Origin of the sequence: Streptomyces pactum, from assembly GCF_016031615.1 — a bacterium.
GTDB lineage: Bacteria > Actinomycetota > Actinomycetes > Streptomycetales > Streptomycetaceae > Streptomyces > Streptomyces pactus.
This window is the reverse complement of record NZ_JACYXC010000001.1, coordinates 2,038,473-2,063,417: the sequence shown is the minus strand read 5'-3', so window position 1 is coordinate 2,063,417 and position 24,945 is coordinate 2,038,473. Positions and strand designations below refer to the sequence as shown.

The following is a 24,945-nucleotide window of genomic DNA, read 5'->3' as shown; positions in this document are numbered from 1 at the left end:
CCCCTTCCGCCCTGGGCTCCTGTGAAGCCCGTCACATCCTCTTGAAGCTCACACCGGTGTGAGTTCCTACCGTCTCCGGCATGGACAAGCACTCGACCGACACGACCGTATTCCACCTCGGCGGCGACCTCCCGGTGCGCCGGATCGGCTACGGGGCGATGCGCCTCGCCGGCGCCCCCGAGGCCCGCCGCGGCGCCACGGCCGCCATCTGGGAGGCGCCCACCGACCGCGCGGCGGCGGTGGCCCTGCTGCGCGAGGCCGTGGACCTCGGCGTGAACCTCTTCGACACCGCCGACGCGTACGCCCTCGGCGCCAACGAGGAGCTGCTCGCCGAGGCGCTGCACCCGTACCGCGACGGCGTGGTCGTCGCCACCAAGGCCGGGGTGCTGCGGCCGTCGCCCACCGAGTGGGTCACCCACGGCCACCCCGCCTACCTGCGGCAGCAGGCCGAACTGAGCCTGCGCCGGCTGCGCACCGACCGGATCGACCTGTTCTACCTGCACCGCATCGACCCGGACTACCCGCTCGCGGACCAGCTCGGCGCGCTCCGGCAGCTCCGCGAGGAGGGCAAGGTCCGCCACATCGGCCTCTCCGAGGTGACCGTCGAGCAGCTGACGGAGGCGGAGTCGATCGTGCCCGTCGCGGCCGTGCAGAACGTGTACAACCTCGCCGAGCGCGGCCACGACGCGGTGATCGACCACACGGCCGGGCGCGGCATCGCCTTCGTCCCCTACTTCCCGGTGGCGATGGGCGGCCACGCCGACCCGGACGGCCCGCTGGCGACGGTGGCGCGGGAGACCGGCGCGACCCCCTCCCAGGCCGCGCTGGCCTGGCTGCTGCACCGCGCCCCCAACGTGATCCCGATCCCCGGCACCTCGTCCCCCGCGCACCTGGCGGAGAACACCGGGGCGCTCACGGTCCGGCTCAGCGACGACCAGTTCGCCCGGCTGGGGCGCGAGGCCGTGGCGGCGTGACGCCGTGGCGGTACGAGGCCGTGGCGGCGTGAGGCCGTGGCGGCGTGAGGCCGTGGGGGCGGGCCCGTCGTGAGGCCGGGCTTCCGGGGTGGCCGGGCCCGTCGCGGGAACGGCCGCCCGGCCCCGGCCACCGACCCCGGCCCGCCACCGGGCCCGGCCATCCGGTCCGGCCACCGCGGTACCACCGGCCTCGGCCCGCCCTGCCACCGACCGCCACCGGCCCGGCGACCCGCCCGCCCCCGGCCGCCGCCCGGCAGGGCCGGTGAGACTACCGCCATGGATCTGCTCGCGCTGCGCTACTTCCAGGTCGTCGCCCGCCACCAGCACATCAGCCGGGCCGCGGAGGAACTCCGGGTCGCCCAGCCCTCGGTGAGCCGGACCATCATCCGGCTGGAGTCGGAGCTGGGCGTGCCGCTCTTCGACCGCCAGGGCCGCCGGATACGGCTCAACGAGCACGGCGCGGCCTTCCTGCGGCGGGTCGAGCGGGCCCTGGCGGAACTCGACGACGGGCGGCGGGAGATGGCCGAGGCGGCCGGCGACGGGCCGGGCCGGGTCGCCGTCGCCGCCGAGACCCTGTTGCAGCTGGCCGGGGCGCTCGCCGCCTTCCGGGCGCGCCGGCCCGGGGTGCGGGTGCGCCTGTTCCAGGCCCCGGTGGACGCCATGCGGCGGCACCTGCGCGCCGCCGAGGTGGACTTCGCGCTCGCCTCCCAGCCGCTGGTCGGGCCGGACCTGTGCTCGGTGGAACTGGCCCGGGAGGAGGTGCTGCTGGCGGTGCCGCCGGATCACCGGCTGGCCGGGCGGGAGCGCGTCACGGTGGCCGAACTGGCCGCCGAGGAGTTCGTCAGCACCCGCCCCGGGCACTGGCAGCGCGCCCTGCTGGAGCGGCTGTTCGCCCGCGAGGGGCTCACCCCCCGGGTGGTCTGCGAGGGGGACGAGGCGGCCGCCACCCCGGAGCTGATCGGCACCGGGCAGGGCATCGGCCTGATGCCGGCGGTCGCCCGGCGGGCCCTCGGCGGCACCGGCCCGGTCGCCTGGCTGCGGCTGGACGCCCCGGACTGCCACCGCACGCTGACCCTGGTGTGGCGCCGGAACGCGTATCTCTCCCCGGCCGCCCGCGAGTTCCGCACGCTGATCACGGAACGGAACATGCTCGGTGAGGCATGAGCACATGGCGGAACCGGTCGTGGAAGGCATGAGCGGACGACACTAGCGTCCATGGCGTCCACCCCGTCGCGATGGAGGGAGCACGCCGATGAGCGGGCAGCGGAAGGCACCGGGGGAGCGGTCCGGTGACTATGCGGAGGCCGTCCTGGAGGTGCTGTCCGCCGATCCGGGGCGGGCGGCCGTCACCACCGCCGAGGGGCGGGTGATCGGCGCGGAGGAGCTGCGGGACCAGGTGTACCGGCTCGCCGGGGAGCTGGCGGAGCGCGGCACGGGTCCGGGCGCCACGGTCGCCCTGCTCACCGGCAACACCGCCGAGGCCCTGGTGGCCCGCTACGCCGCCAACCTGGCCGGCGCCCGGGTGGTCTCCCTGTACGAGGGGATGAGTCCGCCGGTCACGGCCCGCATCATGGCGAGCGTGGACTGCACCCTGGTGCTGGTGGACGCCGGACGGCACCGGGAGGCGCGGGAGCTGGCGGCTCTCGGCGGCATGCCCGGGACGCTCTCCCTGGGCCCGGCCGGGTTCGCCGAGGACGTGCTGGCCGCGGCCGCCGGGCGCCCGGCGCGGGTGCTGCGCTGCCCGGCGGGCCCGGACGACGACTGGTGCGTCCGGCACACCGGCGGCACCACCGGGGTGCCCAAGGGCATCCGGATGTCGCACGGTGCGTACCGGCAGACCCTGGAGTACGGGATCTCCGGCGTCGGCACCCCGCCCCGCTACCTGGCCTGCACCTCGCTCGCCCACCTCGCCGGCATCCTCACCGACCTGACCCTGTACCAGGGCGGCGACGTGGTGCTGCGGCACGGCTTCGAGCCCGGCGACGTGCTCGCCACGATCGAGCGCGAACGCGTCACCCACACCTGGCTGCTGCCGCCGCTGCTGTACCGGCTGCTGGACCACCCGGCCCTGCCGGACACCGATCTGTCCAGCCTGCGCCGGGTCACCTACGGCGGTACCGCGGCCTCCCCGGCCCGGCTGCGGCAGGCGGTCCGGGCGCTGGGGCCGGTGCTGTACAGCTGGTACGGGCAGGCCGAGGCGCAGTACATCACCGAGGCCGGCCCCGAGGACCAGGAGGTGACCGGGCCGGGCGGGGAGCCGACGGTGGGCCGGGCGATGCCCGGCGTGGAGATCACCGTCCGGGACGCCGGCGGCGCGGTCCTGCCGCCCGGGGAGCGGGGTGAGGTGGTGGTGCGCTCCCCGTACGTGATGTCCGGCTACTGGAAGCGGCCGGAGCTGACCGCCGAGGTGCTGCGGGACGGCTGGGTGTACACCGGGGACGTGGGCCACCTCGACGAGGACGGCCGGCTGTACATCGTGGACCGGATCAAGGAGATGATCGTGGTCGTCGGGGGCCACGTCTACCCGGCCGAGCTGGAGGGCCTGCTGCTGAGCCATCCGGCCGTGGCCCAGTGCGTGGTCTTCGGCGTCCGGGACGCGGAGTCGGCGGAGCACGTGCACGCCGCCGTGGTGCCCGCCGCCGGGCACCGGCCGGCCCTGGCGGAGGTGCGGGAGTTCGTCACCGCCCGCAAGGGGCGCATGTACGCGCCCGAGGCGCTGCACCTGGTGCCGGAGATCCCCCTCACGGCGGCGGGCAAGCCGGACCGCCGGCTGCTGCGGTCCCGGCTGACCGGCTGACCGGCCGGCCACCGGCGCGAACGGGCCGGGCGCTACGGACGGGCCGGGCGGCGCTGGCCCCGGCGCCCGGCCCTGTCGGCGTCACTCGGGGGCGCGCAGTTCGAACCAGACCTGCTTGCGGTCGGTCTCCTCCCCGCCGAGCCAGGTGACGCCCCAGCGGTACGCGAGTTCCTCCACCAGCAGCAGCCCCCGCCCGCCCTCCCCGTGCGGATTCACCGGCCGCCGCAACGGCACCCCGTCCGGGTCGTTGTCCTTCACGGCGATGACGGCGGCGCCGTCCTGGACGAGCACGTCGATGTGGATGGCCCGGGTGTGCTCGGCGTGCCGGTGGACGTTGGTCACCGCCTCCGAGACGAGCAGCCGCGCGGTGTCCACCAGGGCCGTGGCGCCGGTGGCCTGGAGCACGGCGGCGACGGTCTCCCGGCAGACGCGGGGACTGGAGGGGTGGTTCGGGGCGCTGAGCCGGTAGAGGGGGGTGATGTTGCTGAGTGCGGACATGGCGATGTCTCCCAACGCGGCGTGTTTCTTCCGTTGCGCTGTGCGATCCTGACCATAGGGCAGGTGAGTGCACCCGTGCACTGAGAACTCATGAACGAGTGCACTGATTAGACGTAGGGAACATGCCCCGCGACACTGTGCGACGGAAGCACCAGGGAGGGAACTGCATGTCGCCGAGGACAGCTCCAACTGCCCGCCAGCGGCGCCTTGGAGCGGAGCTGCGCAAGATGCGTGAGCACGCCGGGATGAGCGTTGTGCAAGCGGGTCAGCAGCTGGGTACTGACAGAACCCGCATCAGCAACATGGAAGCCGGGCGGCTGGGGATGAGCGAGGAGCGGGTCCGAGCGCTGGCAGCCATCTACCAGTGCGGGGACCAGGCGTACGTTGACGCGCTTGCGGCCATGGCGACGGAGCGCGTCAACGGCTGGTGGGAGGAGTACCGGGGCACGCTGAGTGCCGGTGTCCTCGACCTCGCAGAGCTTGAACACCACGCCGAAAGCCTCCGTAGCTACCAGCCGATGTACATGCCTGGGCTACTTCAGACGGAGGCCTACGCCAAAACGCTGTTCGCGATGGCGGTGCCTGAGCCCACTCCGGTCCAGATACGGCGTCGCCTGTCGCATCGACTGCGCCGCCGCGACGTGTTGGACCGGAACGAGCCTCCGTCCTGCACCTTCCTGATTCATGAATCTGCGCTTCGCATGGAATTCGGAGGGGCTGAGGTCGCTCGGGAGCAGTTGGAGCATGTCCTCGAAGCGTCAGAGCGCGAGAACATCACTGTACGAGTGGTTCCGTTCTCTGCCGGAGGCTTTCCGGCAGCCGACAGCTCCATCCTCTACGTGGCGGGCCCGGTACCACGGCTCGATACGGTTCAGCTGGACGTGGCAACGGGTGTGGCCTTGGTGGACGCGGAGACGTTGCTCGCCAACTACCGGCTGATCTTGGACCGAGTGGAAGAGAAGGCGCTTACTCCCGAGGACACTCGCGATTTCATCCACTCCATCGCCCACCAACTCTGAAGGCGGAGAGATGTCGTACATACAGTGGCGGAAGTCCTCGTACTCCGGAGCGACCGAGAACAACTGCCTCCAGTTGGCCAGCACCGCCCCCGCCGCGATACTCCTGCGGGAGAGCGACGACCCCGCGCACGTGATCACCACCACCCCCGCCGCCCTCGGCGGCCTCCTCCGCACCGCGCGGGCCGGTGGATTCGATCATCTGAGGCGTGCGGGACAATGACCGCATGAGTCTGTTCCGCGACGACGGCATCGTGCTGCGCACCCAGAAGCTCGGCGAAGCGGACCGGATCATCACCTTGCTCACCCGTGGTCACGGCCGGGTACGCGCCGTGGCCCGGGGGGTGCGCCGCACGAAGTCGAAGTTCGGGGCCCGGCTGGAACCCTTCAGCCACGTGGACGTGCAGTTCTTCGCCCGCGGCAGCGAGCTGATCGGCCGCGGGCTCCCGCTGTGCACCCAGAGCGAGACCATCGCCCCGTACGGCGGCGCGATCGTCACCGACTACGCCCGGTACACCGCCGGCACCGCGATGCTGGAGACCGCCGAGCGGTTCACCGACCACGAGGGCGAGCCGGCCGTGCAGCAGTACCTGCTGCTCGTCGGCGGCCTGCGCACGCTCGCGGCGGGGGAGCACGAGCCGCACCTGGTGCTCGACGCCTTCCTGCTGCGGTCGCTCGCCGTCAACGGGTACGCCCCCAGCTTCGACGACTGCGCGAAGTGCGGAATGCCGGGGCCGAACCGATTCTTCTCGGTGGGCTCCGGCGGCGTGGTATGCGGTGACTGCCGGGTGCCCGGTAGCGTCGTACCCTCGGCGGAGACGCTGACGCTGCTCGGCGCGCTGCTCACCGGGGACTGGACGACGGCCGACGCGTGCGAGCCGCGCCACGCCCGGGAGGGGAGCGGTCTGGTGGCCGCGTATCTGCACTGGCACCTGGAGCGGGGTCTGCGCTCGCTCCGGTACGTGGAGCAGTAGCCGCAGAGCGTACGGACAGTAGCGACAGAGGAGACGAGCCCGGCAATGGCACGACGCGGAATACTGGGTGGCCGGCAGCGGCGCGACTACCGGGCCCCGGACCCGCACCCGTCCGGCGCACGGCCGCCGAGGATCCCCGGTGAGCTGGTCCCCGAGCACGTGGCCATCGTCATGGACGGCAACGGCCGCTGGGCCAAGCAGCGCGGCCTGCCCCGCACCGAGGGGCACAAGGTCGGCGCCGAGCAGGTCCTCGACGTGCTCCAGGGCGCCATCGAGATGGGTGTGGGGAACGTCTCCCTCTACGCCTTCTCCACCGAGAACTGGAAGCGGTCGCCGGACGAGGTCCGCTTCCTGATGAACTTCAACCGCGACTTCATCCGCAAGTCCCGCGACCAGCTCGACGCGCTCGGGGTGCGGGTGCGCTGGGCGGGCCGGATGCCGAAGCTGTGGAAGTCGGTCGCCAAGGAGCTCCAGATAGCGCAGGAGCAGACCAAGGACAACGACCGCCTCACGCTGTACTTCTGCATGAACTACGGCGGGCGCGCGGAGCTGGCGGACGCCGCCCAGGCGCTGGCGGAGGACGTCAAGGCGGGCCGGCTGGACCCGTCCAAGGTCAACGAGAAGACCCTCGCCCGCTACCTGTACTACCCGGACATGCCGGACGTGGACCTGTTCCTGCGGCCGTCCGGAGAGCAGCGGACCTCCAACTACCTGATATGGCAGAGCGCGTACGCCGAGCTGGTCTTCCAGGACGTGCTGTGGCCGGACTTCGACCGGCGAGACCTGTGGCGGGCCTGTGTGGAGTACGCCTCCCGGGACCGCCGGTTCGGCGGTGCCCTGCCCAACGAGGTGCGGCCGGGCGAGGGCGGCGCGGCGCGGGGCGAGGCGGTCTCCGGCTGAGCCGGGGGCGCCGGGGAACGACAACGGGCCGTGGCTGCCCGCACCCATCGGGTGCGGGCAGCCACGGCCCGCCGGTGTCCGCTGCCGGGCGTCAGCCCTTCCGGGCCTCGGCCGCGCACTCGCCGCAGGTGCCGAAGATCTCGATGGTGTGCGCCACGTCCACGAAGCCGTGCTCGACGGCGATGGAGTCGGCCCACTTCTCCACGGCCGGGCCCTCCACCTCGACCGCCTTGCCGCAGCTGCGGCAGACCAGGTGGTGGTGGTGGTCGTCGCTGCTGCACCGGCGGTAGACGGCCTCGCCGTCGGAGGTGCGCAGCACATCCACCTCGCCGGCGTCGGCCAGCGACTGCAGCGTGCGGTAGACCGTGGTCAGGCCCACCGAGTCGCCTCTGTGCTTGAGCATGTCGTGGAGCTCCTGCGCGCTGCGGAACTCGTCCACCTCGTCCAGCGCGGCCGAAACGGCCGCGCGCTGCCTGGTGGACCGGCCGCGCACCGGGGGACCCGCGGTCGCCACAGTTGCCTCCTCAAGCTCGCCTGCTCGACTCACCCGTTCGCACTTGCGTGGTCATTGTGCCAGGTGACCACCCGGGGCAGGGCCGGACCCGAGTGGACGGGCGGGGACGGCACCCGCGCCCCGGGGCCCGGCGCCGGGCCGCACCCAGGGACCACGTCCGCGCCCCCGCGCCGCGGCCGCGGGCCGTACGCGCGGGGGGACGGGCGCCGCCCACGGGTCACCCGGGCCGCACCTGCACATCGTCCTCCGCGGCGCCGCCGGGCGCCGCGGTCCCGGCCAGGTCGCAGCCCTGGCCGGGCACCTCCGCCCGCCGGGCACGTCTCCTGGCCAGCGGCGCGGCGAGCGCGGTGACCACGGCGAAGACGCCGATGGCGAAGACCACGATGGTCGCGCCGGGCGGCACGTCCCGGTAGTACGAGAAGACGGTGCCGGAGAGCGTCACCGTCACCCCGATGGTCACGGCGGCCGCCAGGGTCATCGCGAAGCCCCGGGTGGCCTGCTGGGCGGCCGCCACCGGGATCACCATCAGGGCGCTGACCAGCAGCAGTCCGACCACCCGCATGGCGACCGTGACGGTCACCGCGGCGGTCACCGCCAGCAGCAGGTTGAGCAGCCGCACCGGCAGCCCGGTGACCCGGGCGAACTCCTCGTCCTGGCAGACGGCGAACAGCTGCCGCCGCAGACCGAGTGTGATGAGCATCACGAAGAAGGCCAGCCCGGTGATGGCCACCACGTCCTCCTGGGAGACCGTGGTGATCGACCCGAACAGGTACGTGGTGAGGTTGGCGTTGGAGCCGTTCGGCGCCAGGTTGATCAGCAGCACGCCGCCGGCCATGCCGCCGTAGAAGAGCATCGCCAGCGCCAGATCGCCGCGGGTCTTGCCGTACCAGCGGATCAGCTCCATCACGATCGCGCCGAGCGTGGAGACCGCGACCGCGGTCCACACCGGGTTGGCGCCGGTCAGGAAGCCCAGCGCGACGCCGGTGAGGGCGACGTGGCCGATGCCGTCACCCATGATCGCCTGCCGGCGCTGCACCAGGTAGATGCCGACGGCGGGGGCGGTGACGCCGATCAGCAGGGCGGCGATCAGCGCCCGCTGCATGAAGGCGTAGTCGAGGAATTCCATCAGCTGAGCAGACCTGTCCGGATCGGTTCGTCGTGGTGCGGGGCGTGCGGGTGCACATGGTCGTGGCCGGGCAGCGCGTGCTGGCCGACGGCCCGCGGCGGCGGGCCGTCGTGCACCACGCAGCCGTCCCGCAGCACCACCGCGCGGTCGATCAGCGGCTCCAGCGGGCCCAGCTCGTGGAGCACCAGCAGCACCGTGGCGCCGGCCGCGACCTGCTCGCGCAGCGTCCCGGCGAGGATCTCCTGGCTGGCCAGGTCCACGCCGGCCATCGGCTCGTCCATGATCAGCAGCTCCGGTTCGGCGGCCAGCGCGCGGGCGATCAGCACCCGCTGGTGCTGGCCGCCGGAGAGCGCGTTGACCGAGTCCCGGGCCCGGTCGGCCATGCCCACCAGCTCCAGGGCGCGGTGCACCGCCTCCCGGTCCGCCCGGCGCGGCGGGCGCAGCCGGGTGCGGGCCAGCCGGCCGGCCGAGACGACCTCGCGCACGGTGGCCGGCACCCCGCTGGCCGCGGTGGTGCGCTGCGGGACGTAGCCGATCCGCGCCCAGGCGCGGAAGCGCCGGTGGGGCGTGCCGAACAGCCGCAGCTCACCGGCGGTGAGCGGCACCTGGCCGACCACCGCGCGGACCGCGGTCGACTTGCCCGAGCCGTTCGCCCCGAGCAGCGCGACGACCTCGCCGCGGCGCACGGTCAGATCGACCCCGCGCAGCACGGGCCGGGACCCCAGTGACGCGGTCGCCCCGCTGAGGGATATGACCGGCTCCTCCATACCTGCCGCCTCCGTCATGTCGGTCACCTGGCGCCCAGCGCCTGGCGCAGGGCCTTGAGATTGGCGCGCTGGACGGCGAAGTAGTCGTCGCCGCGGGACCGGTCGGTGATGCCTTCGAGCGGGTCCAGCACATCGGTCTTCAGGTTCAGGTCGTCCGCCAGGGTCCTGGCGGTGCGGTCGCTGGCCAGCGTCTCGAAGAAGACCGTGCCGACCTTCTCGTGCTCGGCGGTCTCGTGCAGCTCCCTGATCCGCGCCGGGCTCGGCTCGGACTCCGGGTCCACCCCGGAGATGGCCTCCTGGCGCAGGCCGTAGCGGTCGGCGAGGTAGCCGAAGGCCGCGTGGGTGGTGATGAAGGTGTCCGAGGAGCGGCCGGCCAGGCCCTCCTTGAACTCGGTGTCGAGCGCGTGCAGCTCCCGGACCAGGCCGGCGGTGTTCTTCCGGTAGTCGGCCGCGTGGTCGGGGTCGGCCTTCTGGAGCGCCTTGCCGACCCCCTCGGCGGCCTCGGCGTACTTCACCGGGTCCAGCCAGACGTGCGGGTCGGCGTCGCCGTCGTGGCCGTGGTCGTGGCCCTCCTCGGCGTGCTCGTCCGCGCCGTGCTCCTCGTCCTCGTGGCCGTGGCCGTCCACCGCCGAGCCGTGCTCCTCCAGCTCGGTGAAGGTGGACAGCTCGGCGATGTGCTCCGGGCCGTTCTCCTCGATGGCGTCGTCCACGGCCGGCTGCACCCCCTTGAGGTAGACCACCAGCCCGGCCTCGCTCAGCCGCCCGATCTGCCGGGGCTTGAGCTCCAGGTCGTGGGGTTCGGTGCCCGGCTTGGTGAGGGCGGTCACCTCGACGTGCTCGCCGCCGATCCGCTCGGCGAGGAACTGCACGGGGTAGAACGACGCCACAACGTCCAGTTTGCCGTCCTTCGTCCGCCCCGACGACTCGTCGGCGGCGCATGCGGTGAGACCGACCAGGCCGAGCGCGGTGGCGCCGGCGAGGACGGTGCTGGGTATGAGGCGGCGTACGTTCATGACTCTCATTTTCAACAAAATTGGAAACCATTGTCAACAAGAGTGGTCAGTGGATGCTCGCCCCCATTCGATTTGATCCCAGGGGTGCACGCGCCGGTAACCTGAGCATTCGCCCGCCCGTCTTTATCCCGGGCGCCGGCACCGGCGGAGCGCTCCGCGCCCTGCGCATGTCGCGCCCGCCTCCCGGGCGCCTCATCGCGGTGCCGTGCGACCCGCCGCCGTCCTTGTCCACCCGTCGTCACCAATGAAGAGAGCACCGTGGCCGCCGACAAGATCGACACCATCGTCAGCCTGAGCAAGCGCCGTGGCTTCGTCTACCCGTGCAGTGAGATCTACGGCGGTCAGCGGGCCGCCTGGGACTACGGGCCGCTCGGTGTGGAACTGAAGGAGAACATCAAGCGGCAGTGGTGGCGCTCCATGGTCACCTCGCGCGACGACGTCGTCGGCCTCGACTCGTCGGTGATCCTGGCCCGTGAGGTCTGGGAGGCGTCCGGTCACGTCGCCACCTTCACCGACCCGCTCACCGAATGCACCTCCTGCCACAAGCGCTTCCGCGCCGACCACCTGGAGGAGGCGTACGAGGCCAAGCACGGCAAGGCCCCCGAGAACGGCCTGGCCGACATCAACTGCCCGCACTGCGGCAACAAGGGCGGCTTCACCGAGCCCAAGCAGTTCTCCGGCCTGCTCTCCACCCACCTCGGCCCCACCCAGGACTCCGGCTCGGTCGCCTACCTGCGCCCGGAGACCGCCCAGGGCATCTTCACCAACTTCATGCAGGTGCAGCAGACCTCGCGCCGCAAGCCCCCGTTCGGCATCGCCCAGGTCGGCAAGTCCTTCCGCAACGAGATCACCCCGGGCAACTTCATCTTCCGCACCCGCGAGTTCGAGCAGATGGAGATGGAATTCTTCGTCAAGCCGGGCGAGGACGAGCAGTGGCACGAGTACTGGATGGAGCAGCGCTGGAACTGGTACCGCGACCTCGGCATCCGCGAGGAGAACATCCGCTGGTACGAGCACCCCAAGGAAAAGCTCTCCCACTACTCCAAGCGCACCGCCGACATCGAGTACCGCTTCAACTTCGGCGGCACCGAGTTCTCCGAGCTGGAGGGCGTGGCCAACCGCACCGACTACGACCTCAAGGCGCACTCCGCCGCCTCCGGCCAGGACCTGTCGTACTTCGACCAGGAGGCCGGTGAGCGCTGGACCCCGTACGTCATCGAGCCGGCCGCGGGCGTCAACCGCGCCATGCTCGCCTTCATGCTGGACGCCTACGTCGAGGACGAGGCGCCCAACGCCAAGGGCAAGATGGAGAAGCGCACCGTGATGCGCCTCGACCCGCGCCTGGCGCCGGTCAAGGTCGCGGTGCTGCCGCTGTCCCGCAACCCGGAGCTGTCCCCGAAGGCCAAGGGGCTCGCCACCGACCTGCGCAAGCACTGGAACATCGAGTTCGACGACGCCGGCGCGATCGGCCGCCGCTACCGCCGCCAGGACGAGATCGGCACGCCGTTCTGCGTCACCGTGGACTTCGACACCCTGGACGACAACGCGGTGACGGTGCGCGAGCGCGACACCATGAAGCAGGAGCGGGTCTCGCTGGACCAGATCCAGAGCTACCTCGGCGGCCGGCTCATCGGCTGCTGACGACGCCGTCCCGCCGGCCCGGCCGGTCCTCCCGGCGCGGCCCCGGTGACGGACCGCCTCCCCACGGCCCCGGTTCCCGCGTGGAACCGGGGCCGTGGGCGTCCGGCGCGGCGGACCGCGTGCCGCGCGGCAGGGGGCGGGACGGGGCCGTGCCGGTGTGCCGTCGAGCACGGCGCGGGTCGAACATATGATCACGCCATGCAGCGTGACGTGATCGACGGCGTGACCGTTCTGTGGACTCAGGCCCCCGGCCCCCTCGAAGCCGCCCTCGTCTTCGGGTGCGGGCTGAGTGACGAGTCGTTCAGGCACCTGGGAGTGACGCATCTCGTCGAGCACCTGGCGATGAGCACGCTGCCGCGGCTCCACCACGAGCACAACGCGTCGGTCACGCTCTCCCTCACCGAGTTCACCGCGTCGGGGAGCCCCGCGCAGGTGACGGAGTTCCTGGTCCGGGTCTGCGAGGCGCTGTCCGCGCTGCCGCTGGACCGGATGGAGCGCGAGGCCGGGGTGCTCGCCGCCGAGGGCGCCGGCGTCATCGACCCCACCGGCGCGGAGCTGCTGTCGTTCCGGTACGGCACGGTCGGCGCCGGACTGGCTTCCTGGGACGGGCCGGGACCCGACCGCATCCCCGCCCAGGCCGTCCGTGACATCGCCGCCCGCTACTTCCACGCGGACAACGCCGTCCTGGTGCTGACCGGCCCGCCGCCGGCCGGCCTGCGCCTTCCGCTGCCACGCGGCCCACGGCCCGGCCGCGGCACGGCACAGCCGGTGCGCAAGGCGGGGCCGGCCTGGTTCCCGGCCGAGGTACCCGGGCCCGGCCTGGCCTTCCACGGCGACACCGACGACCCCGCGCTGGTGCTCGCCCACGCCGTGCTCCAGGAACGGCTCCGGCAGCGGGCACGGCACCAGGAGGGCTTGTCGTACGAGGTGGACGGCGCCCGCGTCCCCACGGGCGCGGGGCAGGGCGAGTACCTCCTGTGCCTGGACGCCCGGGAGGGCCAGGAACAGCGCGTCGCCGAGCTGCTGTGGGAGGAGACCCTGCGGATGGCGGGCGCCGGAGTCACCGAGGAGGAGCTCGCGGAGGAGCTGGCCGGGTTCCGGGAGGTCTGGCTCGACCCGCGGTCGGTGCCCTCCGAACTCGGCGAAGCCGCCGCGTGCCTGCTGTTCGGGCTCGAATACCGGGACGCGCGGACACGGCTGGACGCCCTGGCGAAGGTCACCCCGGAACAGGCGGGGCGGGCGTTCACCGGCGCGCTCGACACCGTCCTGCTCGTCGTGCCGAGCGAGGTGGAGGTGGAGCTGCGGCGGCTCGACGGCGCCTCCCTCGCCCAGGACCCCTGCTCCGCCACGCGCGCGTTCCCGTCCGACGTGCGGGTCTTCAAGCCCTCGCTGGCCAACCGGATCATCTCCTCGGAGGCCCGCGCGGCACGGCTCGGCGTCGGCCCCTCCGGACTGTGGTGCCGCGACGCCGGCCACGACGTGCACCATGTGCCCTTCGACGAGGTCGTGGGCGTGGAGGTGCGGGGCGCGGGCCGCGTGGTGTTCGGCTCCTGCGGTTGCCTCGTCCCGGTGGTGCCGGAGCTGTGGGCGAAGATCGGGCCGGCCGTCGCCGCCATCGACGCCGCCGTACCGGAGGCGCTGCGCTACGAGACGTCCGGCCTCCTCGCCGACCGGGACGACTGACCGGCGTCGCGGTTCCGCCCCGCGGCGGAGCGGGCCCGGTCGGGCCGGTGACGGGACCGGGGGACGTGGGCCGGGGACGTGGGCCGGGGACGTGGGGCCGGCACCCGCTCCGACGGACACCACCCGGCTCCCCGGGCCCGGACCGGCTCCCGGCCCCGGAGAGCTCCCCGGGCCCCTCGGGGGAAGGCGGTCGGCGGTCCTGTCCGGAGCCGGCCGGGGCGGGGAGCGGCGGGTCGGCCGGGGGAAAACCCCTGGTCGTGGCGGGTGCGGATGTGGCAGGGTGCTCCGCCGTGACCGAACATGACGACATCCGCATCACCACGCTCGCCGAACGCCCGTCGCTGACCCCGGGGATCTACCTGATCGACGAGTCCTGGCCGGTCTTCGTCGCCCACGACCTGGTGGCCGCCGCCCTGTGGAGCCGGGTGGCCGAGGACTTCCCGGAGTACTGCGTGGTGGCCACCGAGGGGGACCGGGTGGTGGCGCGCGGGCTCAGCGTGCCGTTCAACGGCGCGGCGGAGGGCCGGGAGGAGACCCCGGACCAGGGCTGGGACCGGGTGCTGAGCTGGGCGTTCTCCGACCTGCGGCACGGGCGTCCGGCCACCGTCGTCAGCGCCCTGGAGATCACGGTGGACAACGCCCACCTCGGCCGCGGACTGTCGTACCGCATGCTGGCCGCGATGCGGGCCGCCGCCGGCGCCCAGGGGCACACCGCCCTGATGGCCCCGGTCCGCCCGAACGCCAAGCACCGGGAGCCGCACGTCCCGATGGCCGAGTACCTGCGCCGGCGGCGCGAGGACGGGCTGCCGGCCGACCCGTGGCTGCGGGTGCACGTCAAGGCCGGCGGCACCATCGAGAAGATCGCGCCGGCCTCCATGACGGTCAGCGGGTCGCTCGACCAGTGGCGGCGGTGGACCGGCCTGCCGTTCGACCGCGACGGCGCGGTCGAGGTGCCCGGCGCCCTGGTGCCGGTGGTCTGCGACACGGCGCTGGACCGGGCGGTCTACGTCGAGCCCAACGTCTGGGTCCGGCACACCGTCCCGGGGTCGGCCGGCTGAGCCGGCCCGGCCAGGGGGACCGTCACCGGCCCGTACCGTCACCGTCGGGTGGAGGTCACCACCTCGGAACAGAACCCGGCCGGCGGCTGCCTCGTCGTGCAGGGCGCCCCGACCACCGGACGGCAGGGGGCGGAGATGCGCGCGGAGCCGGTGCACCGGCTCCGCGACGGCGAGGAGGAACCGGGCGAGCGGTTCGAGCGCGCCCAGCGGGAGGGCGACCTGCCCCAGGACGTCGATGCGGGCGACCTGGCCCGCTACCTCGCGATGGTGTCGTACGGCATCTCGGTGCAGGCGTCGGGCGGGGCGGGCCGGGAGGAGTTGCACCGGGTGGTGGACATCGCGCCGAGCACCTGGCCGGGCGGCGGACCGCGCGGCTGACCGGGTTCGGGCCGGGGCCCCGCCCGGCAGGGGCGGGGGGGCGGGCGGACGACGGCCACACCCGCACGCGGCCCCGGGCCGCACCGCCCACCGGGCCCGGTCCCGCTCCGCCCGGTCCCGTTCGCCCCGGGCCAGTCGCCGGCCGGCCGGGCCGTCAGGTCAGCGACCGGGGCAGCCGCAGGCTCAGGCCCACCGTCAGCGCGACCGCCGCCAGCTGGGCGCCGAGCGTCCACACCAGGGCGTCGCGCATGCCGACCGACGGCTCCAGGGAGAGGAAGAGGGTGCCCAGGGTCGCCACGCCCAGCGCCAGGGCGGCCTGCTGGGCGGTGACCAGCACCCCGCTGCCCACGCCGGCCCGCTCGGCCGGCACGTCCGCCAGGATGATCCGGAACAGCACCGGCAGCTGGAAGCCCTGCCCCAGCCCGGCCAGCAGCATCCCCGGCAGCAGCTCCCAGCCGGACAGCCCCGGCCAGCCGCGCGCCACCGTCACCGCCAGCAGCCCCAGCCCCAGCGCCTGGACCAGGCCGCCGGCCGTCACCACCGCGCCGCCGAACCGGGCCACCAGCCGGGGCTGCACCAGGGACGCGGTGAAGAACGCCACGGCCATCGGCACCAGCGCCAGCCCGGCCGCCACCGGGCCGTACCGCAGCCCCTGCTGGAGCGCCACCGCGATCACGAACATGAAGCCGCCGAAACCGATCGAGAACGGCAGGATCAGGGCCAGACCGCGGCGCAGACCCGGCAGTTCGAACAGGCTCGGCGGCACCAGCGGCACCCGGCCGGAGCCGCCCGCGCCACCGGCCCGGGCCCCGTCACCGGCCGGCCCGCCGGTCCGCGCCGCGGCGCGGTCGGCGCGGCGCTCCACCGTCCAGAAGGCGGCGGCCAGCAGCGGGAACAGCGCCAGGGACACCCAGGTCCACACCGGCCAGCCGGCCGCCCGGCCCTCGGTCAGCGGCAGCAGCAGCGCGATCAGCGTGGCCGCCAGCAGCAGCGTGCCGGGGACGTCCACCCCGGCCGGACGCTCGGAGCGGGTCTCCGGGACGGTACGCAGGGCCAGCGCCAGCCCCACCAGGGCGACCGGCACGTTCACCAGGAACACCGCGCGCCAGCCGGTGCCCGCCACATCGGCGGCCACCAGCAGCCCGCCCAGGATCTGCCCGGCCACCATGGACAGCCCGGCGGTCGCCCCGTACAGGCTCAGTGCCCGCGCCCGGCGCGGGCCGCTGGTGGTGGCGTGGATGGTGGCGAGCACCTGCGGCAGCAGCAGCGCCGCCGCGGCGCCCTGCGCCACCCGGGCGGCCACCAGGGTCCAGGCGTCCGGCGCCAGCCCGCAGGCGAGCGAGGTGACCCCGAACGCCGCCATCCCGGTCAGGTAGAGCCGGCGGCGGCCGAAGGAGTCGCCGAGCCGCCCGCCGAGGACCAGCAGCACGGCGTACGCCACGCCGTAACCGGCCACCACCAGCTCCAGCACCGCCTCACCGGCGCGCAGGTCCCGGCCCATGGCCGGCAGCGCGACGTTGACGATGAAGAAGTCGATCAGCGGCAGCGCGGCACCGATCAGCACGGTGGCCAGGCCCACCGGGGACAGGGCGGCGGCCGCGGGCGGCCGGACGGAGGGCACGTTCACAGCGGGGGGACGTACACGGATATCGCTCACCCCTCCACGGTCGTGGCTCGCTCAACCAGGTACCAGAGTCTTCCGATCCTGGTATCAGGAGTACCTGGCAACGGGATGACCGGCCGGGCACCATGGCACCATGACCACCGCCGTCCGCACCACCGAGGCGCGGGTCCGCCGCGCGGAACTCGCCGCCTTCCTCCGCAGCCGCCGGGAGCGCATCACCCCCGAACAGGTCGGACTGGAGCGCGGACGCAGACGGCGCACCCCCGGACTGCGCCGCGAGGAGGTGGCCCAGCTCTCCGCCGTCGGCGTCACCTGGTACACGTGGCTGGAGCAGGCGCGCGACATCCAGGTGTCCCCGCAGGTGCTGGACGCCATCGCCCGGGCGCTGCTGCTGGACCGGAGCGAGCGGGCCCACCTCTTCGCGCTCGGCGGCGCGACCGACCCCGCGCCCAACAGCGAGTGCACCGGGGTGACCCCGTCCCTGCGGATGATGCTCCGGCAGCTCGACCCGTTCCCGGCCTGCCTGCAGAACAGCCGGTTCGACATCCTGGCGTACAACACCGCGTACGGCCGGCTGCTGTGCGACCTGGACGCGCTGCCGCCGGAGGACCGCAACTGCCTGTGGCTGGCCTTCACCAACGAGCAGTGGCGCGACAGCCTGGTCGACCTGGACGAGACGCTGCGCGCGATGGCCGCGAAGTTCCGCGCCTCGATGGCCGGACACCTGGCCGAGCCGCCGTGGAAGGCGCTGCTGGACCGGCTGCTGGCCGCCTCCGCGGAGTTCCGGGAGATCTGGGAGCGGCACGAGGTGCTGCGCCCGGGGGACAGGACCAAGCTCTTCCGGCAGTCCCGGGTGGGGCTGCTGCGGCTGGACCACACCGGCCTGTGGACCGGCCCCACCCCCGGCCCCCGGCTGCTCACCTACACCCCGGTCGACGAGGAGTCCCGCCGCCGCCTGGAAGAACTGGCCCGGCTGTAGCCCCGCCGACCCGCCGGCCCCGGTCCCTGTCCCGCGCCCGGCCCGGGACCGGCGGGCCCGGCCCTTGGGCCCGGGGCGCGTTCCGGCCCCCGCCCGGGGGCGCGTCGCGATCCCGGCCCGGGGCCCCGGACGGCGCCTCCCCGGGCGGCCGGGCGCGCGCCTAGGATGCCCGGATATGGAGATCACCCGACTTCCCGCCGAGGCACGGTCCCGGCGCACCGCCGAGATACGGGAGTTCCTGCGGTCCCGGCGGGCCCGGGTGACACCGGCCGAGGCCGGCATGGCCGTCGGCGACCTGCGGGCGCGCCGGACCCCCGGGCTGCGCCGCGAGGAGGTCGCGGTGCTCGCCGGGGTGGGGGTGTCCTGGTACACGTGGCTGGAGCAGGGCCGGGAGATCAACGTGTCCGCCGACGTGCTGGACGCGATCGCGCGGGTGCTGCGGCTGGACGCCGCCGAGCGCGAGCACCTCTACCTGCTGGCCGGGCTGAACCCGCCGCGGGCGGAACCGGCGGCCGGCCGCACCGTACCGGACCGGTTGCGCCAGGTGATCGACTCCTGGCTGCCGCACCCCGCCTACCTGATCGACCGGCACTGGAACCTGGTGGCCGTCAACCGTGCCGCCGCGGCGGTCTTCGGCTACCAGGAACACGACCACAACTGCCTGATCACCTTCTTCACCAGCGCCCGCTACCGGTCGTCGCTGTACCACTGGCGGGACGCCGCCCACACCATCGCCGCGCAGTTCCGCGCGGACGCCGCCCGCTACCCGGAGGACCCGGAGTTCGGCCGGATCGCCGCCGACATGTGCGCGGTCAGCCCGGAGTTCGCCGAGATCTGGGCCGAGCACGCGGTCCGCGACGCCACCGCCGGGACCAAGGTGATCAACCACCCCGAGGCCGGCGAGCTGTCGTTCACGTACACCACGCTGACCCTCCCCGAGCTGCCCGGGCACCGCCTGATGCTGCACACCCCGGCGGCCGGGACGGCGACCGCCGAACGGCTGGCCGCCCTGCTGGGCACCGCGGTGGCCTGAGCACCCCGGTCGCGGACCGGCGCGGGCGCCCGGTGGCGCTCCATCCCGGCCGGCCGGGGTACCGGGCCTGCCGCCGCCGCGAAGGTGGTGGTGGCGGACCCAGGTTCGTCCCGCACTGCCCGGGCCGGGCCCCGCGGCACAGGATCGGGGCATGGAGCGATTCACCAACCACACCGTCCTGATCACCGGTGGCACCTCGGGCATGGGGCTGGCCACCGCCCGCCGTCTGCTCGACGAGGGCGCCTACGTCGTCATCACCGGCCGCGACGAGACCCGGCTGGCCCGGGCGGCCGGGGAGCTGGACGCCGGCGGGCGGCTGCTGACCGTCCGCGCCGACTCGGCGGACCTCGCCGACCTGGACGCCCTGATGCGCCGCGTGGAGACCTGGCGGGGCAGCCTGGACGCGGTCTTCGCCAACGCCGGCACCGGCGTCTTCAAGCCCGGCGCCGACATCACCGAGGCCGACTTCGACCACGCCACGGACGTCAACTTCAAGGGCGTCTTCTTCACGGTCCAGAAGGCGCTGCCGCTGCTGAGGGACGGCGGCGCGATCGTCCTCAACGCCTCCTGGACGCTCCACCGCGGCCTGCCCGTCGCCAGCGTCTACTCGGCGACCAAGGCCGCCGTCCACAACCTGGCCCGCACCCTCGGTTCCGACCTGGCCCCGCGCGGCATCCGGGTCAACTCGGTCAGCCCCGGCTTCATCGACACCGAGATGTACCGGGACGCCAACCCCGACCCGGAGGCCGACGCCCGCAACGGTGCGCAGGTGCCGCTCGGCACCATCGGCCACGCCGCCGACGTCGCCGCCGCGGTCGCCTTCCTCGCCTCCGCCGACGCGGCCTACATCACCGGCCAGGACCTGGTGATCGACGGCGGGCTGGTCGGCTCCTTCCCCAACCGCCCGTGAGGGACCCCGCACCCCCGCCGTACGCGCGGCGGGAGCCCGGGCTCCCGCCGGTGCGCAAACCGGCGGTACCCGGCTGCGGGCGGGGTGCGGGGCGGCCGGCGGGCGCGGGCGGGCCGGGTCCGGCGCGGGTACGGGACAATGGAGGGTCCGTCCGTCCCGACCGCGACGGCCGTCCCGGCCGCCCGCTGACCGAGGAAGCCGCCTCCATGAGCCTGACCAAGCCCCTGCAGATCGGACCGCACACGGTCCAGCCGCCGGTCGTCCTGGCGCCGATGGCCGGGATCACCAACGCGCCGTTCCGCACCCTGTGCCGTGAGTTCTCCGGCGGCAAGGGGCTCTTCGTCAGCGAGATGATCACCACCCGGGCGCTGGTCGAGCGGGACGCCAAGACGATGCGGCTGGTCCACTTCGACGGCTCCGAGAAGCCGCGCTCCATCCAGCTGTACGGGGTGGACCCGGCGACCGTGGGCAAGGCCGTGCGGATGATCGTGGACGAGGACCTCGCCGACCACATCGACCTGAACTTCGGCTGCCCGGTGCCCAAGGTGACCCGGAAGGGCGGCGGCTCGGCGCTGCCGTACAAGCGGCACCTGCTCCGCGCCATCCTGCGGGAGGCGGTCACCGCGGCCGGCGAGCTGCCGGTGACCATGAAGATGCGCAAGGGCATCGACGACGACCACCTCACCTACCTGGACGCGGGCCGGATCGCGGTCGAGGAGGGGGTCACCGCCATCGCCCTGCACGGGCGGACCGCCGCCCAGCACTACGGCGGCACCGCCGACTGGGACGCCATCGCCCGGCTGAAGGAGGCCGTGCCGGAGATCCCGGTGCTGGGCAACGGGGACATCTGGTCGGCCGCCGACGCGGTCCGGATGGTGCGCGAGACCGGCTGTGACGGGGTGGTGGTCGGGCGCGGCTGCCTGGGCCGGCCCTGGCTCTTCGGGGACCTGGTCGCGGCCTTCGAGGAGGACGGCGGGCCCGCGGCGGCCCCGACGCTGCGGGAGGTCGCCGCGGTGATGCGGCGGCACGCGGAGCTGCTCGCCGAGTGGCTCGGCGACGAGGAGCGCGGTGTCATCGACTTCCGCAAGCACGTCGCCTGGTACACCAAGGGCTTCTCGATCGGCTCGGAGACCCGCAAGCGCCTGGCAATCGCCTCATCCCTGGACGAAATGGACGCTCTGATGAGCGGGCTCGAATTGGACCAGAAATGGCCCCTCGGGGCCGACGGACCGCGCGGACGCACCTCCGGGCGCAACCGGGTGGTGCTCCCGGACGGCTGGCTGGGCGATCCGTACGAGCGGGTCCGGGTGAGCGATGAGGCGGAATCGGACACATCGGGCGGGTGATGCCGTCGTACCGGCCTCGCCGCGGTGTCCGAATGGCGGGATGACCCGCCGATCCGGCCACTCTGCAAGGCGTGATTCTCGCCACGCCTGATGAGAGGTTTGCTCATATGAGCGCTTCAGGGGAGGATGCACCTTTCATAGGGGTGGCACTGGGTGCCACCCCTTGGCTTTTCGACTTCCGGCTTCGGGGTGACGCTGTGTTCATCTTCCCCGGGTCACCCGAAACGGGGCGTGATGATGTGTTCAACCGTTGAACACACGGCTTGAGTGCGTCGGACCCGCCAAGGACTTTCGATCTAGCGGCGGACGGGTGGTTACGGCCGTATGACAGCCGAGTGGACGTACCCAGACACCTTCGATCTGGGTATGTTCCTCGCCGTCAGGGCAGCCGTCCGGAGGAGTTCGAGTCCCGTGTCGGAAACACAAGATCAGCAGAAGTTCGTTTACGACTTCACCGAGGGCAACAAGGATCTGAAGGACCTGCTGGGCGGCAAAGGCGCCAACCTCGCCGAGATGACCAACCTGGGTCTCCCGGTCCCTCCGGGCTTCACCATCACCACGGACGCGTGCCGGGTGTACCTGGAGAGCGGCGAGGAGCCCGCGGCACTCCGTGACGAGGTGACCGCCCACCTGGAGGCCCTTGAGGCCACGATGGGCAAGAAGCTCGGCCAGGCCGACGACCCGCTGCTGGTGTCGGTCCGCTCCGGCGCCAAGTTCTCCATGCCCGGCATGATGGACACCGTCCTCAACATCGGGCTGTCCGACGAGTCGGTGGCCGGGCTCGCCGCCCAGGCCGGCGACGAGCGCTTCGCCTGGGACTCCTACCGGCGGCTCATCCAGATGTTCGGCAAGACCGTGCTGGGCGTGGACGGTGACCTCTTCGAGGACGCGCTGGAGGAGACCAAGCGCGCCAAGGGCGTCACCGTGGACGTGGACCTGGACGCGGCCGACCTCAAGGGCCTGGTCACGCGGTTCAAGGAGATCGTCGCCAAGGAGACCGGCCGGGAGTTCCCGCAGGCCCCGCGCGAGCAGATGGACCTGGCGATCAAGGCCGTCTTCGACTCGTGGAACGGCGAGCGGGCCAAGCTCTACCGCCGCCAGGAGCGCATCCCCGGCGACCTGGGCACCGCCGTCAACGTCTGTTCCATGGTGTTCGGCAACCTCGGCCCGGACTCCGGCACCGGCGTCGCCTTCACCCGCGACCCCGCCAGCGGCCACCAGGGCGTCTACGGCGACTACCTGCAGAACGCGCAGGGCGAGGACGTCGTCGCCGGCATCCGCAACACCGTGCCGCTCGCCGAGCTGGAGCGCATCGACAAGGCGTCGTACGACCAGCTGATGCAGATCATGGAGACGCTGGAGACGCACTACAAGGACCTGTGCGACATCGAGTTCACGATCGAGCGCGGCAAGCTGTGGATGCTCCAGACCCGGGTCGGCAAGCGCACCGCCGGCGCCGCCTTCCGGATCGCCACCCAGCTCGTCGACCAGGGCCTGATCGACGAGGCCGAGGCGCTCCAGCGGGTCACCGGCGCCCAGCTCGCCCAGCTGATGTTCCCGCGCTTCGACGAGAAGGCGGCCACCGAGACCATCGGCCGGGGCATCGCCGCCTCGCCGGGTGCCGCGGTCGGCAAGGCCGTGTTCGACTCGTACACCGCGGTGAAGTGGTCCCGCTCCGGTGAGAAGGTCATCCTCATCCGCCGGGAGACCAACCCCGACGACCTGGACGGCATGATCGCCGCCGAGGGCATCCTCACCTCCCGCGGCGGCAAGACCTCGCACGCCGCCGTGGTCGCCCGCGGCATGGGCAAGACCTGTGTCTGCGGCGCCGAGGAGCTGGAGGTGGACACCAAGCGCCGCCGGATGACCACCGCCGACGGCACGGTCGTCGAAGAGGGCGACGTGGTCTCCATCGACGGTTCCTCCGGCAAGGTCTACCTGGGCGAGGTCCCGGTCGTCCCGTCCCCGGTCGTGGAGTACTTCGAGGGCCGCATGCACGCCGGCGCCGACGACGCCGACGAGCTGGTCAAGGCGGTGCACCGGATCATGGCGTACGCGGACCGGGTCCGCCGGCTGCGGGTCCGGGCCAACGCGGACAACGCCGAGGACGCCGCCCGCGCCCGCCGGTTCGGTGCCCAGGGCATCGGCCTGTGCCGCACCGAGCACATGTTCCTCGGTGAGCGCCGCGAGCTGGTCGAGCGCCTGATCCTCGCCGACACCGAGGACGAGCGCGGCCAGGCGCTGGAGGCCCTGCTGCCGCTCCAGAAGGGCGACTTCGTCGAGCTGTTCGAGTCGATGGACGGGCTGCCGGTCACCGTACGGCTGCTCGACCCGCCGCTGCACGAGTTCCTGCCGGACATCACCGAGCTGTCGGTGCGGGTGGCGCTCGCCGAGGCCCGCCAGGAGGCGCACGAGAACGAGCTGCGGCTGCTCCAGGCCGTCCACCGGCTGCACGAGCAGAACCCGATGCTGGGTCTGCGCGGCGTACGGCTGGGCCTGGTGATCCCGGGTCTGTTCACCATGCAGGTGCGGGCCATCGCCGAGGCCGCCGCCGAGCGGAAGGCCGCCAACGGCGACCCGCGTGCGGAGATCATGATCCCGCTGGTGGGCACCGTGCAGGAGCTGGAGATCGTCCGCGAGGAGGCCGAGCAGGTCATCGCCGAGGTCGAGCGGGCGCACGGGGTCTCCCTGGGCCTCACCCTGGGCACCATGATCGAACTGCCGCGCGCCGCACTGACCGCGGGCCAGATCGCCGAGTCCGCCGACTTCTTCTCCTTCGGCACCAACGACCTCACCCAGACCGTGTGGGGCTTCTCCCGGGACGACGTGGAGGCCAGCTTCTTCACGGCCTACCTGGAGAAGGGCATCTTCGGCGTCAGCCCGTTCGAGACCATCGACCGGGACGGCGTGGGCGCGCTCGTCCGCTCCGCCGCCGAGGCCGGCCGCGCCACGCGCCCGGACCTCAAGCTCGGGGTCTGCGGTGAGCACGGCGGTGACCCGGACTCGGTCCACTTCTTCCACGAGGTCGGCCTGGACTACGTCTCCTGCTCGCCGTTCCGGATCCCGGTGGCGCGCCTGGAGGCCGGCCGGGCGGCGGCGGAGAGCGCCGGCAGCGACAGCCGCTGACCTCCCCGGGCGGTCCGGGGCGCGGGTGTGCGTCACCCGCTCCCGGACCGCGCCGGGCCGGGGGGACCGGGCGGGCACGGGGGTGCCGCCCGGCCCCGGAACCACCGTCGGCACGCGTGCGTGCCGTGCCGGCCGGCGCCCCGGCGGCAGCGCTCCCGGCGGGGGCCCGGCGGCAGCGCTCCGAACGAAGCCGTCCGGCGGCGGCAGGGCTCCCGCGGGTCCGGCGACGGCAGCGCTCCGGCGCCGGTCCGGCGGCGGTGGCGCCGCGGGGTCCGGCGGGGGCGTGGCGGGGGCGTGCGGTACGGGAAGCGCCCCGGCGGGTGGGGCATACCCGCCCCCAGGGTGTGCGCCCCGCGCGTCGCACCCCCCGAGGGAGCGGAACGCGCACCCGGGGAACCGGCGCCGGGTCAGACCTCCGGTGAGACAAGGCCGGTGACGGCGCATCACTTCCGGTCGATTCACCGCACGGTCCGAGGATCCCGGAGGCACGGGCGTCAGGGATATGCGCGGCCGCCCCGAGTGGCACCCGCATAACTCACGTCATCCGGGCCGGCCGGGGTGCGTGGCGGTCCGGCACCCGCACGACGG

The 24,945-nt window shown here is 73.4% G+C and carries 22 protein-coding genes; 16 read left to right on the top strand and 6 right to left on the bottom strand.

Annotated elements, in window-relative coordinates; all coding sequences use genetic code 11:
- The first annotated feature begins 80 nt into the window (after positions 1-80).
- The 3 genes from IHE55_RS08115 (at position 81) to IHE55_RS08105 (ending at position 3,771) form a co-directional block, all read left to right on the top strand.
- Positions 81-974 carry an aldo/keto reductase gene (locus IHE55_RS08115; RefSeq protein WP_197988403.1) on the top strand — a complete coding sequence of 298 codons (894 nt, stop codon included), beginning with the start codon at positions 81-83 and terminating at the stop codon, positions 972-974.
- A gap of 276 nt (positions 975-1,250) precedes the next feature.
- Positions 1,251-2,138 (top strand): LysR family transcriptional regulator, encoded by an 888-nt coding sequence (locus IHE55_RS08110; protein WP_197988402.1) that lies wholly within the window; start codon positions 1,251-1,253, stop codon positions 2,136-2,138.
- An 88-nt stretch (positions 2,139-2,226) separates the two neighbouring features.
- A complete protein-coding gene (locus tag IHE55_RS08105) occupies positions 2,227-3,771 on the top strand; it encodes an AMP-binding protein (RefSeq protein ID WP_197988401.1) in 1,545 nt (514 codons plus the stop codon).
- An 81-nt stretch (positions 3,772-3,852) separates the two neighbouring features.
- Here the strand turns inward: IHE55_RS08105 and IHE55_RS08100 are convergent, their stop codons facing one another.
- Entirely contained in the window at positions 3,853-4,269 is a 417-nt protein-coding gene (locus tag IHE55_RS08100; protein WP_197988400.1) for an ATP-binding protein, read from the bottom strand.
- Between the two features lie 167 nt (positions 4,270-4,436).
- On the opposite strand from IHE55_RS08100, the gene IHE55_RS08095 reads away from it, so the two are divergent.
- From IHE55_RS08095 to IHE55_RS08080, 4 genes are read left to right on the top strand one after another with little or no spacing between them, the layout of a single operon-like run.
- Entirely contained in the window at positions 4,437-5,288 is an 852-nt protein-coding gene (locus IHE55_RS08095; RefSeq protein WP_197988399.1) for a helix-turn-helix domain-containing protein, read from the top strand.
- Between the two features lie 10 nt (positions 5,289-5,298).
- Positions 5,299-5,508, top strand: a complete 210-nt coding sequence (locus IHE55_RS08090) for a DUF397 domain-containing protein (RefSeq protein ID WP_197988398.1) — start codon at positions 5,299-5,301, stop codon at positions 5,506-5,508.
- A gap of 4 nt (positions 5,509-5,512) precedes the next feature.
- The gene (gene recO / locus IHE55_RS08085) at positions 5,513-6,259 is read left to right on the top strand and encodes a DNA repair protein RecO (RefSeq protein ID WP_197988397.1); all 747 of its coding nucleotides are present in this window, start codon (positions 5,513-5,515) and stop codon (positions 6,257-6,259) included.
- Between the two features lie 45 nt (positions 6,260-6,304).
- The gene (locus IHE55_RS08080; RefSeq protein ID WP_197988396.1) at positions 6,305-7,159 is read left to right on the top strand and encodes an isoprenyl transferase; all 855 of its coding nucleotides are present in this window, start codon (positions 6,305-6,307) and stop codon (positions 7,157-7,159) included.
- A 91-nt stretch (positions 7,160-7,250) separates the two neighbouring features.
- Here the strand turns inward: IHE55_RS08080 and IHE55_RS08075 are convergent, their stop codons facing one another.
- The 4 genes from IHE55_RS08075 to IHE55_RS08060 form a co-directional block, all read right to left on the bottom strand.
- Positions 7,251-7,673: a Fur family transcriptional regulator gene (locus IHE55_RS08075; RefSeq protein WP_197988395.1), complete on the bottom strand. Its 423-nt coding sequence runs from the start codon at positions 7,671-7,673 to the stop codon at positions 7,251-7,253.
- A gap of 217 nt (positions 7,674-7,890) precedes the next feature.
- Positions 7,891-8,799 (bottom strand): metal ABC transporter permease, encoded by a 909-nt coding sequence (locus IHE55_RS08070; RefSeq protein WP_197988394.1) that lies wholly within the window; start codon positions 8,797-8,799, stop codon positions 7,891-7,893.
- Positions 8,799-9,584, bottom strand: a complete 786-nt coding sequence (locus IHE55_RS08065; RefSeq protein ID WP_197988393.1) for a metal ABC transporter ATP-binding protein — start codon at positions 9,582-9,584, stop codon at positions 8,799-8,801. Before IHE55_RS08065 ends, IHE55_RS08070 begins: the two co-directional genes overlap by 1 nt.
- Positions 9,585-9,589: 5 nt before the next feature.
- Positions 9,590-10,579, bottom strand: a complete 990-nt coding sequence (locus IHE55_RS08060) for a metal ABC transporter substrate-binding protein (protein ID WP_197988392.1) — start codon at positions 10,577-10,579, stop codon at positions 9,590-9,592.
- Positions 10,580-10,837: 258 nt separating this feature from the next.
- Here IHE55_RS08060 and IHE55_RS08055 point away from each other — a divergent pair, with 258 nt between their 5' ends.
- The 4 genes from IHE55_RS08055 (at position 10,838) to IHE55_RS08040 (ending at position 15,339) form a co-directional block, all read left to right on the top strand.
- Positions 10,838-12,220: a glycine--tRNA ligase gene (locus IHE55_RS08055; protein ID WP_197988391.1), complete on the top strand. Its 1,383-nt coding sequence runs from the start codon at positions 10,838-10,840 to the stop codon at positions 12,218-12,220.
- Between the two features lie 198 nt (positions 12,221-12,418).
- Complete coding sequence (locus IHE55_RS08050; RefSeq protein WP_197988390.1) at positions 12,419-13,903, top strand: insulinase family protein; 1,485 nt, start codon at positions 12,419-12,421, stop codon at positions 13,901-13,903.
- 290 nt (positions 13,904-14,193) lie between these two features.
- The gene (locus tag IHE55_RS08045; RefSeq protein WP_197988389.1) at positions 14,194-14,961 is read left to right on the top strand and encodes an N-acetyltransferase; all 768 of its coding nucleotides are present in this window, start codon (positions 14,194-14,196) and stop codon (positions 14,959-14,961) included.
- A 48-nt stretch (positions 14,962-15,009) separates the two neighbouring features.
- Complete coding sequence (locus tag IHE55_RS08040) at positions 15,010-15,339, top strand: hypothetical protein (RefSeq protein WP_197988388.1); 330 nt, start codon at positions 15,010-15,012, stop codon at positions 15,337-15,339.
- Positions 15,340-15,493: 154 nt separating this feature from the next.
- Here IHE55_RS08040 and IHE55_RS08035 read toward each other — a convergent pair whose 3' ends face one another.
- Complete coding sequence (locus tag IHE55_RS08035) at positions 15,494-16,966, bottom strand: MFS transporter (protein WP_307826564.1); 1,473 nt, start codon at positions 16,964-16,966, stop codon at positions 15,494-15,496.
- A gap of 130 nt (positions 16,967-17,096) precedes the next feature.
- On the opposite strand from IHE55_RS08035, the gene IHE55_RS08030 reads away from it, so the two are divergent.
- The 5 genes from IHE55_RS08030 to ppdK all read left to right on the top strand — a co-directional run bounded on the left by IHE55_RS08030 (position 17,097) and on the right by ppdK (position 24,357).
- Positions 17,097-17,942 carry a helix-turn-helix transcriptional regulator gene (locus IHE55_RS08030; RefSeq protein WP_197988386.1) on the top strand — a complete coding sequence of 282 codons (846 nt, stop codon included), beginning with the start codon at positions 17,097-17,099 and terminating at the stop codon, positions 17,940-17,942.
- A 175-nt stretch (positions 17,943-18,117) separates the two neighbouring features.
- On the top strand, positions 18,118-18,975 hold the full coding sequence (locus IHE55_RS08025; RefSeq protein ID WP_197988385.1) for a helix-turn-helix transcriptional regulator: 858 nt from the start codon (positions 18,118-18,120) through the stop codon (positions 18,973-18,975).
- Positions 18,976-19,126: 151 nt separating this feature from the next.
- Complete coding sequence (locus tag IHE55_RS08020) at positions 19,127-19,885, top strand: SDR family oxidoreductase (protein ID WP_197988384.1); 759 nt, start codon at positions 19,127-19,129, stop codon at positions 19,883-19,885.
- Positions 19,886-20,091: 206 nt separating this feature from the next.
- On the top strand, positions 20,092-21,231 hold the full coding sequence (gene dusB / locus IHE55_RS08015; RefSeq protein ID WP_197988383.1) for a tRNA dihydrouridine synthase DusB: 1,140 nt from the start codon (positions 20,092-20,094) through the stop codon (positions 21,229-21,231).
- A gap of 411 nt (positions 21,232-21,642) precedes the next feature.
- Positions 21,643-24,357 carry a pyruvate, phosphate dikinase gene (gene ppdK / locus IHE55_RS08010; protein ID WP_197988382.1) on the top strand — a complete coding sequence of 905 codons (2,715 nt, stop codon included), beginning with the start codon at positions 21,643-21,645 and terminating at the stop codon, positions 24,355-24,357.
- Positions 24,358-24,945: the final 588 nt, after the last annotated feature.

Bases quoted from the DNA above. Each gene is read 5' to 3' on its own strand.
- IHE55_RS08115 (WP_197988403.1), top strand. From the start codon at position 81: ATGGACAAGCACTCGACCGACACGACCGTATTCCACCTCGGCGGCGAC.
- IHE55_RS08110 (WP_197988402.1), top strand. From the start codon at position 1,251: ATGGATCTGCTCGCGCTGCGCTACTTCCAGGTCGTCGCCCGCCACCAG.
- IHE55_RS08105 (WP_197988401.1), top strand. From the start codon at position 2,227: ATGAGCGGGCAGCGGAAGGCACCGGGGGAGCGGTCCGGTGACTATGCG.
- IHE55_RS08100 (WP_197988400.1), bottom strand. From the start codon at position 4,269: ATGTCCGCACTCAGCAACATCACCCCCCTCTACCGGCTCAGCGCCCCG.
- IHE55_RS08095 (WP_197988399.1), top strand. From the start codon at position 4,437: ATGTCGCCGAGGACAGCTCCAACTGCCCGCCAGCGGCGCCTTGGAGCG.
- IHE55_RS08090 (WP_197988398.1), top strand. From the start codon at position 5,299: ATGTCGTACATACAGTGGCGGAAGTCCTCGTACTCCGGAGCGACCGAG.
- recO (WP_197988397.1), top strand. From the start codon at position 5,513: ATGAGTCTGTTCCGCGACGACGGCATCGTGCTGCGCACCCAGAAGCTC.
- IHE55_RS08080 (WP_197988396.1), top strand. From the start codon at position 6,305: ATGGCACGACGCGGAATACTGGGTGGCCGGCAGCGGCGCGACTACCGG.
- IHE55_RS08070 (WP_197988394.1), bottom strand. From the start codon at position 8,799: ATGGAATTCCTCGACTACGCCTTCATGCAGCGGGCGCTGATCGCCGCC.
- IHE55_RS08065 (WP_197988393.1), bottom strand. From the start codon at position 9,584: ATGACGGAGGCGGCAGGTATGGAGGAGCCGGTCATATCCCTCAGCGGG.
- IHE55_RS08060 (WP_197988392.1), bottom strand. From the start codon at position 10,579: ATGAACGTACGCCGCCTCATACCCAGCACCGTCCTCGCCGGCGCCACC.
- IHE55_RS08050 (WP_197988390.1), top strand. From the start codon at position 12,419: ATGCAGCGTGACGTGATCGACGGCGTGACCGTTCTGTGGACTCAGGCC.
- IHE55_RS08030 (WP_197988386.1), top strand. From the start codon at position 17,097: ATGACCACCGCCGTCCGCACCACCGAGGCGCGGGTCCGCCGCGCGGAA.
- IHE55_RS08025 (WP_197988385.1), top strand. From the start codon at position 18,118: ATGGAGATCACCCGACTTCCCGCCGAGGCACGGTCCCGGCGCACCGCC.
- IHE55_RS08020 (WP_197988384.1), top strand. From the start codon at position 19,127: ATGGAGCGATTCACCAACCACACCGTCCTGATCACCGGTGGCACCTCG.
- dusB (WP_197988383.1), top strand. From the start codon at position 20,092: ATGAGCCTGACCAAGCCCCTGCAGATCGGACCGCACACGGTCCAGCCG.